Here is a 16,802-nt window from a genome sequence, read left to right as displayed (position 1 = left end):
GGTATTCGATGAGCGGCTTTACCGTTGCGAAACTTTTTCTACCGGTTTCTGTCAGATTCAAGGTTTGAAAAGTTTTAAGTGATATAAAATTTTTAACTTTTTGTCTAAAGCAAAAAACAAATTAAAACGTTCTTTTGAGCGTTGTAAGGTGTTGATAATTAACTGCTAAAGACATTTTTATACCGTAGTGAAGCGAATGATTATCCCTGTGCGGTTATCCTACGAAAATAGCCGTGTATCGGATAAAAATTCTACTAATGAAAAGCGAAATTATATTAGGTATCCCTAAATAGGGTGCGAAATTATGAATAAATACTAAGTAATGCAAAGAAAAACTATTTTTTTTCTTAAAAAGCACAAGTTTTCTGATGGAAAAAGAAAAATATTGAAATTAGGTATAGGTTTGAAACATTTCTAAAAAAAACGTCCTAAATTCGATAATTATACCCAATTTTAGACTTCTTTTCGATTTTACTAGGTTTGAAGTTTATTTCATTGAAAAACAGAAGAAGTTGAAAAATAGTATGATTTTTGCTAAATTTATTATTGCTTACAATTCTCTCCATTTTAAGATATTAATTGATTCATGAGCGAGGCTCTACAATATTTATCTTTTGCCATTCTTGTAGCCATAGCCTTAATATCGGTTTTTTCTCTGATGGAAAATTCCTATATTAAGTATCGGCATATCTACATCAATAATGTAGAAGATTTGACTACGCATTATTACCGATATGTACTGTATTTTTTGGGTGTAGGGATTTTTGCACCTTTTAGTGAACTCTATATTGAGCTATTCAGTGTAAGAAAGGAAAGTGAGCTTTTTTATAATATTCTTGTAGGATTATTTTGTTTCGGGTTAGCCTTTCTTAGCCGTTACTCCTCATTTATTCGCGATAATTTACACCGTTTTTTTGCAGGTTTTTTTGTTGTTTATAATTCGCTGATTGTATATAAAATCGCGACAACTGAGCAAATGGAATATCTAACATTAGCAGAGTTCACATTTGTTAATATGATTTCTTATTATGTTTTCTATAATTTCAAATACTTCTATGTATATCTGTTTTCGATTGTTGCAGCTTTATTAATGCTAGATATTAGAGGTATTATCTCTACCCGCGATTTCATCATCTATTTCAATAGCTCATTTATTGCCTTTATCATTAACTATGTGATTCACTACATAGATTTGAGTATCAAAGAAAACTTGTTCTTTGCCTATAATTTTGTTAATAAAGGTAATTTACTAATCATCGGGGTCAACCGCGAAGGCGTAGTTACTTTCGTGAGTAAGAATATTGAAGAAAAATTAGGCTATAATACCAATGAATTGATTGGGAAAACTTGGGCGACTGAGGTCGTCAATTTAATTGGTGTTGAGGAAAAGGATGATAGTAAAATTAAGCGAATTAAAGTAAAAAATGGTGCATATAAATTTTTAGACTGGCATGAAGAGGTATTTAATAATGATTTAAACTTGAAAATCGGGCGGGATATTACCGAAATTAAGAATACAGAAACCCAGCTTACTATTAGTAACGGGCGTTTAAATAACTTATTATCAAACATTGGTGATTTAGTATTCGTCTTAAATCTTGACTATGTTTTTACGGAATATTATCAGAATGAGAGCAACGAAGATCTATTTTTAAAACCGGCTAATTTTCTTGGTAAAAAATTTGATGAAATAGGCTTTCCAGCTGATGCATTTGAAGCCATTAAAAATGCTATTTATCAAACTGTTCATACAAATAAAAAATCAAGTGTAGAATATAGCTTAAACACAATCGGTGGCAAACAATGGTTTAATGTAGTCATTTCACCCTTAGCCGATGAAGAAGGGAAGCTATCGGAGATAATCTGTATCGCAAGAAATATTACTGAAAGGAAGAGGGCTGAAATTGAACTTAAAAGAACCAAAGAGGGCCTTGAACAAACCAGCTATATTGCTCAAGTAGGAGGATGGGAGTTAAACCTTCAAACATCCGAACTTTACTGGTCTGATAGCACCAAAGCCATACACGAAGTCCCGCTTGATTACACTCCCTCTGTAGAAAAAGCTATCATGTTCTACCGTGAAGATGATGGTAGCCGTGGTATAATTAAAGAATGTGTTGAACGAGTAATTAATGAGGGGGGGTCTTATGATGTTGAATTACCGATAATAACCGCAAAAGGCAATGAGATTTGGGTAAAAACTATCGGCCATGCTGAATTCGAACATGGTGTTTGTAAGCGTATTTACGGTGCTATACAAGACATTACAAAGCAAGTAAAGGCTAAAAATGCACTGATTCAAAGTGAGGAAAAGTTTCGTTATATCAGCGAGAATATCTCGGATGTGGTTATTGTATTCGAGAATAATAAAGTGTCCTATATATCTCCTTCCCATGAAAAACAATTTGGCTATACTATTGAAGAGGCCATAAGTATTGCCGAGAGAAATATCTACGATTTTGTGCACCCAGATGACCATGACTTTCTGAAAAATCTGTATCAAGATGCCATTCAAAATCAAGTATCTAATCTAAATTATGTCATACGTTTCTTGCATCGCAATGGTACCTATATATGGAGAGAAGAGTCTGTAACACTCATTTATGATGCTAAAGGCAATTTGAGCATGCGTCTTATCACTGCTAAAGATGTAAGTGAACGTCGAAATGCTGAAATTAGAAATCAATTACGCCAAGAAAGGGTTTTACTTCAAAACCAAATCTTAGTTAGGCTTTCAAAAACACCATTAGTTGAAGAAGGCGATTTTTGGAATGATGGATTGCAGAAAATTGTTGAAGCCGCAGTTGAAGGAACAGATGTCGAAAGGGTTAGTATGTGGCGTTTTGATGAAAATCAACTTTCATGTATTGACTTATACATTCAATCAAGGCACATATCAACGAATACAAATGTATTGTATGAAAAAGATTTTCCTAAGTATTTCGAAGCTATTAAAAACCAAGTAGCAATTGTAGCTGAAGATGCACATACAAACAAATATACAAATGAGCTTACCGAAGCTTATTTAAAGCCGCATGACATACAATCACTACTTGATTTGCCGATTTATGCTGGCGGTGAATTAATTGGTGTGATTTGTTGGGAGCAAATGTACCAATCAAGACAATGGTCAGACGAAGATATCACCTTTGCTCGTGCAATAGTTGATGTTATTTCTTTAAGTGTTGAAGCTGATAAACGTTTTAAAGCAGAAAAAGAACTTAAACGCACAAAGGAACTTTTAGAGCAAACAAGTATAATAGCTAAAGTAGGAGGTTGGGAAATAGATGTTGAAACGCAAAGTATATTCTTCTCTGATATTAATAAAGTAACCCTTGAAGCACCTACATCTTTTAACATAGATATTGCTGAATCTCTGAAATTCTTTAAAGAAGGAGAAAGCCGCAGTAAGATAAGTGAAGCGATTAATTTATGCTTTAAAAAGGGAATTTCGTTTGATATAGAGGTTCAAATAATTACGCTAAAAGGTAATGAACGTTGGGTGAGAGCAATGGGCCAAGCTGAATATCAAAATGGTCGATGCCGAAGACTCTACGGAACTTTCCAAGATATAGATGAGCAAGTAAAATTAGTTCAAATAATTACAAATAAAGAACTTCAATATCGTACCCTTATTTCCAATATCTCAAGTGTTACTTTTAGATGCCTAAATGATGATTCATGGACGATGATTTTCATCAGTGATGCCATCGAACAACTCACAGGGTACCCAGCAGATGATTTTATTTTGAATAATAAGCGTTGTTATGCAGACCTAGTTCATCCAGATGATAGAGATTTTGTCAATGTTCATTCTAACGAAACCAATAGAGAATATACTATTGAATACAGGATTTTGAATAAAAATAATGAAGTTGTTTGGGTTAATGAGAAGGGTAGAAGTTATTATGATGAAATAGAAAAGAGAATCTTATTAGATGGCATTATTTCTAACATAACCGAGCGTAAACATGCTGAAATTGCACTTGTAAAAAGTTATGAAGAGCTACAACAAACTCAGACCCAACTTTTGGCAATTCAGGTAGAACAAGAAAAGTTTGTGAACTTAGTGAAATACTCAGGAGCATTCATCGGGATGTCTGATTTGAAAGGTAATCTGATATTTCTAAATGAAAAAGCTAAGCAAATATCCGGGCTAGGTGAAAACTTTGAGAATGTCAACGTGCAAAGATTACATACTGAGGCAGGTGGACACTGGCTCAAAGAAGTCATTTTGCCAGAAGTAGTAAAAAATGGGGTGTGGCATGGCGAACACGATTTGATAAATGCCAAAACTAAAGAAGTAAGATATACTGATGCCACTACATTTTTGGTTCGTGACCCTATTATGAAAAAAGCTATCGCTTTTGCTAGTATTCAGATTGATATCACAGAACGAAAAGAGGCAGAGGCTAAGCTCCGAGAAAATCAGCGACAACTCGAAAGTCGAAGTCAGATTTTGGCAGCTATTGCAAAGATGACAGAAAAGTTATTGGTAAGTCAGAATATAGAAGAAACGCTCAATGAAACCTTTTATTTAATTGGAGAATCTACAAACGTTGACCGCGTATTTTTCTTTGAAAATGATCTAGCCCATAATCGGATTACGCAAAAGGTCGAGTGGGTTCGAGCAGGTATTTCTTCACAATTAAATAACCCAGAAACACACGATTTACCCTTCTCTGATTTAAAAACCTATGCCGATGTTTTGCTTCAAAATAAAGCATTTCATAAGCGTTTAAGTCAGCTTGATAACCCAGAAATTATTAGAAGATGGCATGTACAAAATATTAAGTCGATTCTCTTACTTCCAGTTTTCATTAAAGATAAGTTTCATGGGTTTATTGGTTTTGATGATTGTACACAGGAACGAATTTGGTCAGAAGATAAAATCAATATTTTAATTTCGCTTTCAACTAATATAGCCAATGCCATTGAACGTATCAATAATGAGGCTATTATCAGAGAAAGTGAGGGCAATTTCCGTCAGCTCAACGAAACGCTAGAAGATGTTTTTTTATTGTTTGATGTAGTAAAACAAAGGTATATTTACGTAAGTCCATCCTGTAAAGAGGTACTCGGGCCACCTCAATCGTATTTCTATGAGGGAGGGAGGTTTGTGGATGACTATTTAATTGAAGAAGATAAAAATATAAATGCCATCATTGGAGAACAAATCACGAATTCTAACGCCTCAGAGGTAGAATATCGTATTAAAGCTGCTGATGGTGGAGTAAAGTGGATTTATCAGAAATCATTTGGTATCAGAAATGAACGAGGTGAGCTCATACGTATATCTGGTATTTGTACGGATATTACCGAACAAAAACTCATTCAAGGCCAGCTAAAAGAGCTTTCACTAGTAGCAGAAAAAATTACGAATGGGGTGATAATTGTAGATAATAAAGGAGATACCATTTGGGCTAACCAGAGTTTCTTAGAAATGATGGAAATCAAAGCTGATAAATTATTCGGTCGAAATCCAATAGAATTATTTAAACCAAAAGTAGCTGATAGTATTGATGGTAAAGAACTGCTTGGGACTAATTTCAATATAGAATCTGAAGTAGAAACTTTCAAAAATAATAAAAAGTGGGTAGAAATTATCAATACGGTTATCAAAGACGATGAAGGAAAGATCGTTCAAGAAATTGGAGTTGTAATTGATATTTCACAGCGTAAAGAAGCTGAGAATTTATTAAAGGAAAGTGAAGAGAAGTTTAGATTTATAGCCGAAAATACTTCCGATGGAATTTTTGTAATTGAAAACGGAGAAATTATTTATACTTCCCCTTCATTCCAGAAAATGTTTGGTTATACATTCGAGGAAAGTGCTGAGTATAGTAAGGGAGATTTGATGAATTTTGTTCACCCTGATGATATTAAAGTTCTGACAAATTCGATGCAGCATGCTATCAGAAATAAAGTTGAAACTTTCAATATGGAATATCGTACCCTGCACAAAGATGGGCACTATGTGTGGCGAGAAGATACAATGACCGCAATTTATCAAGGTGATAATGTTTATAGATTTATTAGTGTTGTACGAGATATTACAGAACGTAAAAAAGCGGAAGAACGCCTTCGGGAAAGTGAAAGAAAGTTGAGTAGCGTACTAAATGCACTCGATGAAGTTGTTTGGGCTATCAGTGTACCAGATTATAAACTTTTATTGGTTAGTAATTCTTTTGAAAAAGTTTATGGTTATTCTGCCAGAGAGTGGAGGCTCAACTTTAATCTTTGGAAAGAAGCTATCTTTGAAGAAGATAGGGAAATAGGAGAAAAAATAGAAATCGATGTGTTATCTACAGGTGTTGGTTATGGTATTTATAGAATCAGAGATGCATTCGGGGGACTGAAATGGTTAGAAAATGCCACAAAGATGATTAAAAATGAGGCTGACGAACCCCTGATGATTATGGGTATTACTACCGATATTACTGAAAAAAAATTAGCTGAAGAGGCTCTCCGAAAAGCTCAGGAGTCGGCCGAAGAAGCAAATCGTGCTAGGGCAGAACTCGAACTACGTGCTTTACAAATGCAAATGAATCCTCATTTCATATTCAATGCACTCAATTCGATTCAAAGCTATGTCATGAGCCAAGATACACTCACCGCCAATTTGTATTTATCGAAGTTTTCAACTCTTATTCGTCTATTCCTTGATTCTTCAAGAAGTAAGTTTATTCCTTTGGCAGAAGAAATTAGGCTACTCACACTCTACATTGAACTTGAAAAAATTAGATTTGAAAATAAATTTGATTTTGAAATAAATGTTGAGCCAGATGTGAGCCGTTATATAGAGATTCCTACGATGATATTGCAACCTTTCATTGAAAATGCTATCAATCACGGCCTTAATTATAAAGCCACTAAAGGTTTATTATCTGTGAAATTTTATAAAGATAAAGGATACCTCATCTGTAAAGTTGAAGATAATGGCGTTGGACGAAAAAATGCGGCAAAAATTCAGGCAAAATCAAGTAAAGGGTATAAATCACAAGGTATGAAAATTACAACCGAACGACTCATTACTTATAACAAAATCAATAACGCTAATATCGTATTTTCAATAAATGATAAAATCGAAAGTCCTGCAAACTCGAATGATGAAGTCGGAACTGTAATCGAAATCAGATTTCCTTATAATTAATCTTCTTGGCTTTTGAAACAAACAAGAATTATCACTTGTTGATAATTCTACACGCATAATTCTCAAATCTTAATTATGCGTTGACCTTTTTTGCTTAATTTTGCAGAAAATTTCAAATTTTGATGATTAGCAGTCAAAATTGTTAATCATTCAGTATTAATCATTTAGCATAAACCAAATGGCACTGAGCGAACAAGAGATACTACGCCGTCAGAAAAGACAAGACCTAATGGCCATGGGCATTGACCCATATCCTGCCGAATTATTTGAGGTAAATGTAACGGCCGCTGATATTGAAAAGAACTACGAAAATAACAAACTAGACTATAAGAATGTATCCATTGCGGGCCGCTTGATGTCGTTTCGTATCATGGGTAGTGCCTCTTTTGCTGAATTACAAGATTCAACTGGCCGTATCCAATTATATTTCCGTCGTGATGACCTTTGCCCAGACGAAGATAAAACTCTTTACAACACAGTTTTCAAGAAATTGCTAGATATTGGCGATATTATTGGTGTAAAAGGCTATGTTTTCACTACACAAACTGGTGAAACTTCGATACACGTAACTGAATTTAAGATTCTGAATAAATCGCTTCGCCCACTCCCAGTAGTGAAAGAAGTAGATGGAAAAATATTCGATGCTTTCTCTGACCCAGAGCAACGCTACCGCCAACGATACGTTGACCTCATCGTGAACCCGCAAGTGAAAGATGTTTTTGTGAAAAGAGCAAAAATCATCAGCACCATGCGTAGAATGTTTGATGAAAAAGGTTGGTTAGAAGTAGAAACCCCAATCTTGCAGCCGATTCATGGTGGAGCGGCGGCACGCCCATTTGCTACGCACCACAATACGCTCGATATGCCTTTATATATGCGTATTGCCAACGAATTATACCTAAAACGCCTCATTGTGGGTGGTTTTGATGGTGTTTATGAGTTCGGAAAAATGTTCCGTAATGAAGGAATGGACCGTACGCATAACCCAGAATTTACTTCGCTCGAATTCTACGTAGCTTATAAAGATTACGAGTGGATGATGGGTATTACTGAAGAAATCTTCGAAAAAGTTGCAATGGCCGTACATGGTTCAACGACTTTCAAATTGGGTGAAAATGAATTGAATTTTGCTGGTCCGTTTGCTCGTTTGAGTATTCTGGAAGCCATTGAAAAATATACAGGTGTAAACTTAGCCTATTTGAGCGAAGAAGAAACCCGTGCATACTGCCGCCAATGGGGAATGGAGATTGATGATACGATGGGTAAAGCAAAATTGATTGATGAAATTTTTGGCGAAAAGGTAGAAGCAAATCTTATTCAGCCGACGTTTATCATTGATTACCCAGTTGAGATGTCGCCACTAACGAAGAAACACCGCTCAAAACCAGGTTTGGTTGAGCGTTTTGAATTATTTGTGAATGGAAAAGAAGTAGCCAATGCCTATTCGGAGCTAAACGACCCAATCGACCAACGTGAGCGTTTTGAAGAACAACTCAAATTGGCTGAGCGTGGCGACGAAGAAGCCATGGCAATGGATGAAGATTTCATTCGCTCGCTTGAATACGGTATGCCTCCAACGGCAGGTATCGGTATTGGTATCGACCGCCTAACGATGATGCTTACCGATAATTCGAGCATTCAAGAGGTGCTTTTCTTTCCTCAAATGCGACCAGAGAAAAAACAAGAGCTTTCGCAAGAAGCTGATTACGAGGCAATTGGAGTTCCAAAAGTATGGGTTCCTGCACTTCAAAAAATGGGCTTCGTGATGGTTGAACAACTCAAAGGTGCAAATGCCAACAAAATCTTTAATGATTTAGGAGGGATGAGAAAGAAACTCAAAATCGACGAAAAAATGCCGAGCAAAGAAGAAGTTGAGGCTTGGGTGAAGTAAAATAAAAATTTTATAGGAACGTCCAATCTGGACGTTCCTATAAAAACTATTAATCAAACCCCACCCATACTCCCCTCACTTTCAATAACTTAATAAATATTTTACACCTATATTGACAGAAAAACTAAAAACTTTTAATTATCTTGCCTTACAAATATAAAACCGCTAATCTTTAAATGTTTTTATGAGCAGGAAAGTGTTAGTTTTAAATGCTGATTATAGTGCATTAAGTATTTGTACAGTACCAAAAGCTTTTTTATTGGTGTATCTCGATAAAGCCGAGTTAGTTTCCGATTCTCCTAAAGGTATGCTCCGCACCGTTGATAAAAGTTATCCACTCCCCTCGGTAATTAGACTCAATCACTACGTAAGTTTACCATTTAAGGGCGTAATGCTCAGTAGGCAAAATGTTTTTAGGCGTGATGGCAACAAATGTGTTTATTGCGGAAGCCACGAAGACCTCACCCTCGACCACGTAGTGCCTAAATCAAGAGGCGGAAAAACCAACTGGGATAACCTTGTAGCCGCCTGCCGTCGCTGTAACTCTCGCAAAGGCGACCTTACCCCCGAAGAAGCGGGACTCTCTCTCCCTCGCAAACCTTACAAACCATCTTTCATTATGTTTCTCCGAGATTTTGCTGGCTCAATAGAAGAGAACTGGCTGCCATTCTTGGGTACGAAAGAACGTGCGTAAAGTTTAAAACCTAATACTTATTCCTTCAACAGAGCCCCATAGGGCTTTGTAAAATAATGCTTTGTCTCTTTCTTCTGATTTTGTTTATTTCTTTTTTTACTTTCTACCATAAAACTATTTACTTTTGGTCAAAGTAAACCTCCTACACATAAATCATGCCTACAAACAATTTTGATATTAGCGGACTTTCCCAGCAACAGGTTTTAGATGCCCGAGAAAAATTTGGTAGTAATAGCCTTCAGTATAAAAAGGAAAATGGTTTTCTGGAAGCTGTCAATGACTTGATAAAAGAACCTATGGTGATTTTGTTATTGGTAGCTTCGGTTATTTATTTTATCAGTGGTGAATATGGCGATGGTATTTTTTTAGCATCTGCCATTGTATTAGTGGCCACCATTTCACTTTACCAAGACTCTCGAAGTAGAGATGCTCTTGAAAAACTTAAAAATTTTACACAGCCTACCTGCAAGGTTATTCGTGATGGCGAAATTGTTGAGATTCCGAGTGATGAATTGGTACAGGGCGATAGCCTTGTGATTGAAGAAGGTACACTAATAGCAGCCGATGGTATTATTGTTCGCTCAAATGATTTTTCAGTGAATGAATCAATTCTTACAGGAGAATCACTTTCAGTTGAGAAAGATGCCAATAAAGAAGATAACAATGTTTTTAGAGGAACAACCGTGGTTAGTGGTTTAGCAATTGCAACTATCACAGCCATTGGTAATGAAACTAAACTGGGCAAAATAGGAAAGAGCCTTGAAAGTATTGAGGAGGAAGAAACTCCTCTGGAACTTCAGATAAGCAATTTTGTCAAAAAAATGGTTATTGCGGGGGCTATTGTTTTCCTAATTGTCTGGGGAATCAATTTCTTTAAATCGAAAGATATTCTTGACAGTTTGCTCAAAGCCCTCACCTTGGCCATGAGTATTCTACCCGAAGAAATTCCTGTGGCTTTCACTACTTTTATGGCATTGGGTGCTTGGCGATTAATGAAAATGGGAATTGTGGTTAAACAGATGAAAACCGTTGAAACACTCGGTAGTGCAACTGTTATTTGTACAGATAAAACGGGAACAATTACCGAAAATAGAATGTCGTTGGCAAAGATTTTTGTATTAGGTTCTGATAAAATAACCGAGCCGAATAGTGCATTGACTGATACTGAGAAAAACCTGATAGAAATAGCCATGTGGGCAAGTGAACCTATTCCTTTTGACCCTATGGAAATTGCCTTACACACGGCCTATGAAAAAATGGTGTTGAAAGATGAACGGCCTAATTTTGAATTAATTCATGAATATCCTTTGGAAGGTAAACCACCTATGATGACGCATATTTTTGCAAATAAAGCAGGAAAACGCTTCATCGCAGCCAAAGGAGCGGCCGAAGCCATTATGAATATCAGTATTTTGACCGAAACCGAAAAACAACAAATCAATGAAGTGATTGAAACAATGGCCAAAGATGGTTATAGGGTTTTGGCAGTTGGCGAGGCTCAACTTGAGGGCGATATTTACCCCGCAACTCAACAAGAATTTAAGTTTGGTTTCAAAGGTTTGGTGGCTTTCTATGACCCGCCTAAAAAGAATATTCAAGCGGTTTTGAAGAGTTTTTATAAAGCAGGAATTGATGTGAAAATCATCACGGGTGATAATGCTGCTACAACTACTGCTATTGCAAAACAAATTGATTTTAAAGGTTTTGAACGTAGTCTTACGGGTGATGAATTGATGCAGTTATCGGAAACAGAATTACAGCAACGAGTGAAAGATACCAATCTTTTTACAAGAATGTTCCCTGAAGCTAAACTTCGCATTATCAATGCACTAAAAGCCCAAAATGAGATTGTAGCCATGACAGGCGATGGAGTAAATGATGGCCCCGCCCTCAAAGCAGCACACATTGGCATTGCAATGGGTAAAAAAGGTACGGAGATTGCCAAACAAGCAGCTTCATTGATTTTGGTAGAAGATGATTTATCGAAGATGGTTGATGCAGTGGCTATGGGGCGGAAGATTTATACAAATCTTAAAAAAGCTATTCAATATATCATTTCAATTCATATTCCTATTATTCTAACGGTTTTTCTTCCTTTGGCTTTGGGGTGGATATATCCTAATATATTTTCACCAGTACACGTCATTTTCTTAGAACTAATCATGGGGCCAACTTGCTCAATTATCTACGAAAATGAGCCAATGGAGAAAAATACGATGCAACAAATGCCACGCCCATTTACGACTACGTTTTTTAGTTGGAAAGAATTAGCAACCAGTGTTTTGCAGGGTATTACGATAACTATTGGTACACTTGCTGCTTATCAATATGCAGTTAGTGCAGGCTTTGACGAATCTCTAACTCGAACGATGGTTTTTGTTACACTTATTAATGCTAATATATTTCTAACCTTAGTCAATCGCTCTTTTTACTATTCTATTTTTACAACATTAATGTATAAGAATAACTTAGTTCTATTGATTATTTCTATTACTCTAGCACTAATTGGATTGCTGATTTTTGTTAAACCCTTAGCCAATTTCTTTGAGTTTACACCGCTAACTATCGACCAACTGGGTATTTGCCTCGGAATTGGCTTTATTTCGGTGATTTGGTTTGAGGTGGTGAAATGGTGGAAGAGGAGGTGAGAACGTGTTGACTCTATTTGCTTGTATTGATTATTTTTCTCAATTTCTGATGAAGAAATATTTCTTTTTAATTCGTTGAAGCCAACAATTAATAACTTGTTATTGAAAGATGTTTCTTCTAATGCGGTGATAGGTTAGTTCTAAAATACAGGGATAGGCTTGTGACTATCCCTGTATTTATCGCATTCTACCTCTCAGGCACAATCAAAGCTGGAATGGCTTTTTGCTTATACATTTCGTTGAATTTCGCTACTTCTACATTAATTAGTTTGTCTAAAGTTGCCTTGTGTTGTTCCCATTCTTTTGTTAGGTCGTTTAAGCGAGTGGCTGCACCTGAAGTTGGTCGTGGGTCATGTACATCGACACGATTTTTCAGGTCGAGCAATTCAGCATTGAGGCGATTATAGAAGTTAATCACATCTTGGAAAGTCTCTTGTTTTGGCGTAATTAGGTTTTCTTCCCATGCCGTTATTTTCTTTAAAACAGCCTTTCCAGTATCTACCAACGCCACCATATCTTTATTATCTTTCAGCAATGCCGTGATGTTTTCAATCTGAGATTTCACTTTTCTCATTCGATTAACCGAGTTGTGAATGTCTTTAGTTTGAGCCTCAATTTTGGCTAACATAGCTTGCTGAGCGTCGAAATCGGCTTTGGTTGCCTTTAGGCGTGGGTCGGCTATAATGGTGGCCTCGGTCATAGAAGTATCTTTCTCGGCAATGAGTCTTACTTTATATGTGTTTGGGGCTACCAACGAACCACGGTAGTCGCCATTGACAAAAACTTTGCTGATTCCTGCAATTCCTTCTCGACGCATATCCCACGCAAAACGATTGATACCTTTTTTACTCGGCATAACTGCTTTTTCGGCTGGGCCGCCTTCGTAGCGTTGATAGTTCAAGTCTTTCTTATTATCGTAAGTTCTGATGATGTTTCCTTGATTATCAAGTATCTGTAAAACAACATTGGAACTGTCCATGTCATTGGGCAAGAAATAATCTAAAATTACGCCATTCATCGGGTTTTGGCCAATGCCAGGAACTGGCTCCGAGGGTGTTTGCGAATCAAATTTTACGGTAGCTTTCGGCATGAAAACTTTAGCTTTATTTGCTGTTTGTAGGTTTTCAGATTGTTGTAAAACTGCCAAATCATCTAAAATCCAAAAGGCACGTCCAGCCGTAGAAGCCACCAAATCATTATCATGAATAACCAAATCAGTAATTGGTACAACTGGTAAATTAAGCTGTAATTTCTGCCAATTTTCTCCTTGATTATACGAAATATAAAAGCCCAACTCGGTGCCACAATACAATAAACCTTTGCGTTTTGGGTCTTCTCTCACCACTTTGGCAAAACTTTCGGCTTCAATGCCTTGCGTGATTTTCTTCCAAGTTTTACCATAATCTTTTGTTACGTAAATCAGAGGCGTAAAATCATTAAAACGATATTTGGTAGCCACAATATAGGCCGTTGCAGGGTCATGTGGCGAAACTTCGATGCTGTGAATCAAGCACTCATCTAACTCTTTTGGTGTAATGTTTTGCCAAGTTTTACCATCATCTTGTGTCAGATGCACCAATCCACAATCGCTACCTGTGTATAAAACACCTTCTTTATGTGGCGAAACCGCAATATAGGCTAAAGTATTATAGACTTCGCCACCCGCACCTTCGTTGGTGTATGGGCCGCCGCCATCTTCTTGTTTGGCTTTATCGTTTCTTGTTAAATCGCCGCTAATTACTTGCCATGTTTGTCCATTATCGCTACTCTTTAAAACTACATTTCCTCCGTGATAAATAGTGCCATTTTTGAAAGGCGAAGCCATGATTGGGGCATTCCAGTTGAAGCGGTATTTTTGAAGTTTAGGCGTTACGGCCAAACCAATGTGTGGATATGCCATTACATCTTTCACAATGCCTGTTTTGGTATCAAAAACTTCAATATTCCCTTGATAACAACCCCCATAAATAACTTGTGGGTCGTTGGGATTATCGAAAGCAATGTAAGCCGATTCGCAGCCTGGGCCTGTAAACCAATCTTGGCGTTCGATGCCCGCTCCATTGGTGCGAGAAGCAGTTCCGAGCGAAGTATTATCTTGCTGACCACCATAGACATAATAAGGGAAACGATTATCGGTAATTACTCGGTAAAACTGTGCCGTTGGTTGGTTGTTTTGGCTGCTCCAACTTGCACCACCATTAAACGAAATATTGGCTCCACCATCGTTGGCGTTTATCATTACTTGGTTATTGGTCGGGTTTATCCAAAGGTCGTGGTTATCGCCGTGAGGCACACGCATAGGAGCAAAGCTACGGCCACCATCGCTCGATTTTAAGAATGGAGCATTCATGATATACACCAAATCGGCATTGAGTGGGTCGGCAAAGATTTCGATGTAATACCAGGCACGTGTAATCGTGATTCTTTGTTTCGATGATTGAGTCCAAGTTTTTCCTGCGTCATCACTTCTATAAACACCTGCCTTATCGCCTTCGGCTTCGATATTGGCATAAACTCGGTTAGGATTTGCCCTTGAAACCGAAACCGCCGCTTTGCCTATATTTTTTGGTAAACCTTCGGTCATTTTGGTCCAAGTATCGCCACCGTCAACCGATTTGTATAAAGCACAACCTGCTCCACCACTTTCTACTTTCCAAGGATAGCGGCGATGTTGCCACATGGCAGCATACAAAATTCTTGGATTGGTCATATCCATGCTCAAATCGGCACAGCCGGTGTTGGCATCAACATAGAATATTTTTTGCCAAGTTTTACCTCCGTCAGTAGTACGATAAATGCCTCGGTCTTCGCTGGGGCCGTGTAAAGCACCTTGAGCTGCTACATAAACGACGTCTGGATTGGTCGGGTGAATTCTGACTGCCGCTATGTGCTTTGTTTTTTCGAGGCCAATATTTTTCCAAGTTTTTCCAGCATCGGTCGATTTATAGATCCCATCACCATGCGAGGTCATCATGCCACGAACGGGATGTTCGCCCATTCCTACATAAAGTACATTAGGGTCAGACTCGGCAACCGTAATTGCTCCAACTGAGCCAGTTTTTAATTGCCCGTCGGAAATATTTTTCCACGAGATACCAGCATCTTCAGTTTTCCAGATTCCGCCACCAGTCGAGCCGAAATAATAGGTCATAGGGTTTTGTTTCACGCCCGTAGCGGTTACGCTTCTACCGCCGCGAAACGGGCCAATATTTCGCCACTTTAAACCTTTGTAAAGCTCAGGATTGAATAGAGGCGGTGTAGGTGCTGTGGTTGCCTTTTGAGCAAATGATATACTAAAAAAGCAAAATAGTGTAAGGAGAATAGGTAAAACTTTCTTCATTTTGTTGATAGTTTAGGAAGTTGATTAGGTAAAAATAAGAGAAAGTTTAATACTTCTGTTGAATTTATTTTAGTTTAATGAAAGAAATAAAAAAAGGCCTCTCTATAAAAGAGAAAGCCTTCTGAAAGAGACCTCAAAATTTATTAGCTATTGCCTTTTATCAAACACATTACCTTTCACAAACCACGAAAACCCGAAGGCTTCTAAGGCAATTACTTCAAACCAGAAAGTAAGGTTATAATGATCGAATTCTGTTTTAGAAAATATTCCAAAGCAATTGGTGGCAATTATCAGCATTGAGAGAAGCATTAATAAGCCACATATAACAAAGATTATTTTTTCGCCTTTCAATTCAGGTAAAACTAGCCCTTCTGGGTCACCTTTTTTCTTGGTAAAAAGAAATATCGACATTAATGCCAAGCTGCCCAAAAACATTCCTGCCATAATGAAATGAAACTTAATTCTAATTTCATTATCATTCAAATGAGTAATGATGTAGTCACAATTAATAAGATTAGTATCACACGTAATATTGCTTGTAGGAAAGTAAAGTAGTAATAATGCACACACGCCAGCTATTGAGGAAAGGATAAAATCAATGGGCTCATACCCTTTATAAACTAATAGAAAAATAGCTAATAAACTCACAATAATGGTAAATATAGTACCTGCTCGTGTGTAAAAATAGTGGCTTATTGAGTCCATGGGGCTTTGAACACCATTTTGGATTAATAAAAGTAGCCAAAGGAGAAGTGGTAAAAGCATCCCCAAAACTCCTACTAAAATTCGTAGCGTTGTTTGTTTCTCTAGACCAATTCTTTCGGTATTAGAGTAATCAAGCATTGGATTTTCCATATTAAAAGGTTCGGTAAATGGTTGTTTATTTTGATTGAATTTAAGAGAAGTTTTTTTGTTGCAAAAAAGAATTGGCTCATTTTTATTTATTGGAGTATTGACTGATATAGCTAATAATGTGAAGTATTTATGAAAATAAGCCCTGAAAATCGTACTCAAAACACCATTTTTTATGTGATTTCAAGGCTTTTTCCTTAGTTTTGCCTTTATAAAAACATAAT

General features: G+C 36.9%; 6 protein-coding genes. 4 read left to right on the top strand and 2 right to left on the bottom strand.

What is annotated here, in order from left to right; all coding sequences use genetic code 11:
- The first annotated feature begins 586 nt into the window (after positions 1-586).
- The 4 genes from A6M55_RS10060 to A6M55_RS10045 all read left to right on the top strand — a co-directional run bounded on the left by A6M55_RS10060 (position 587) and on the right by A6M55_RS10045 (position 12,386).
- On the top strand, positions 587-7,153 hold the full coding sequence (locus A6M55_RS10060; RefSeq protein WP_064197471.1) for a PAS domain S-box protein: 6,567 nt from the start codon (positions 587-589) through the stop codon (positions 7,151-7,153).
- Positions 7,154-7,331: 178 nt separating this feature from the next.
- Positions 7,332-9,044 carry a lysine--tRNA ligase gene (gene lysS / locus A6M55_RS10055; protein WP_064197470.1) on the top strand — a complete coding sequence of 571 codons (1,713 nt, stop codon included), beginning with the start codon at positions 7,332-7,334 and terminating at the stop codon, positions 9,042-9,044.
- A gap of 184 nt (positions 9,045-9,228) precedes the next feature.
- Entirely contained in the window at positions 9,229-9,738 is a 510-nt protein-coding gene (locus A6M55_RS10050) for an HNH endonuclease (protein WP_015028274.1), read from the top strand.
- Positions 9,739-9,893: 155 nt separating this feature from the next.
- Positions 9,894-12,386 (top strand): cation-translocating P-type ATPase, encoded by a 2,493-nt coding sequence (locus A6M55_RS10045; protein WP_064197469.1) that lies wholly within the window; start codon positions 9,894-9,896, stop codon positions 12,384-12,386.
- Positions 12,387-12,573: 187 nt separating this feature from the next.
- Here the strand turns inward: A6M55_RS10045 and A6M55_RS10040 are convergent, their stop codons facing one another.
- Together A6M55_RS10040 and A6M55_RS10035 are read right to left on the bottom strand one after the other, a co-directional pair.
- Positions 12,574-15,726: a VPS10 domain-containing protein gene (locus A6M55_RS10040; RefSeq protein ID WP_064197468.1), complete on the bottom strand. Its 3,153-nt coding sequence runs from the start codon at positions 15,724-15,726 to the stop codon at positions 12,574-12,576.
- Between the two features lie 147 nt (positions 15,727-15,873).
- On the bottom strand, positions 15,874-16,581 hold the full coding sequence (locus A6M55_RS10035; RefSeq protein WP_041693932.1) for a hypothetical protein: 708 nt from the start codon (positions 16,579-16,581) through the stop codon (positions 15,874-15,876).
- Positions 16,582-16,802: the final 221 nt, after the last annotated feature.

Source organism: Emticicia sp. MM (assembly GCF_001649495.1).
Note: the sequence above shows the minus strand (reverse complement) of the source record. Positions and strands in the feature narration are given on the sequence as shown.

Coding starts and splice junctions, on each gene's coding strand:
- A6M55_RS10060 (WP_064197471.1), top strand. CDS start 587: ATGAGCGAGGCTCTACAATATTTATCTTTTGCCATTCTTGTAGCCATA.
- lysS (WP_064197470.1), top strand. CDS start 7,332: ATGGCACTGAGCGAACAAGAGATACTACGCCGTCAGAAAAGACAAGAC.
- A6M55_RS10050 (WP_015028274.1), top strand. CDS start 9,229: ATGAGCAGGAAAGTGTTAGTTTTAAATGCTGATTATAGTGCATTAAGT.
- A6M55_RS10045 (WP_064197469.1), top strand. CDS start 9,894: ATGCCTACAAACAATTTTGATATTAGCGGACTTTCCCAGCAACAGGTT.
- A6M55_RS10040 (WP_064197468.1), bottom strand. CDS start 15,726: ATGAAGAAAGTTTTACCTATTCTCCTTACACTATTTTGCTTTTTTAGT.
- A6M55_RS10035 (WP_041693932.1), bottom strand. CDS start 16,581: ATGGAAAATCCAATGCTTGATTACTCTAATACCGAAAGAATTGGTCTA.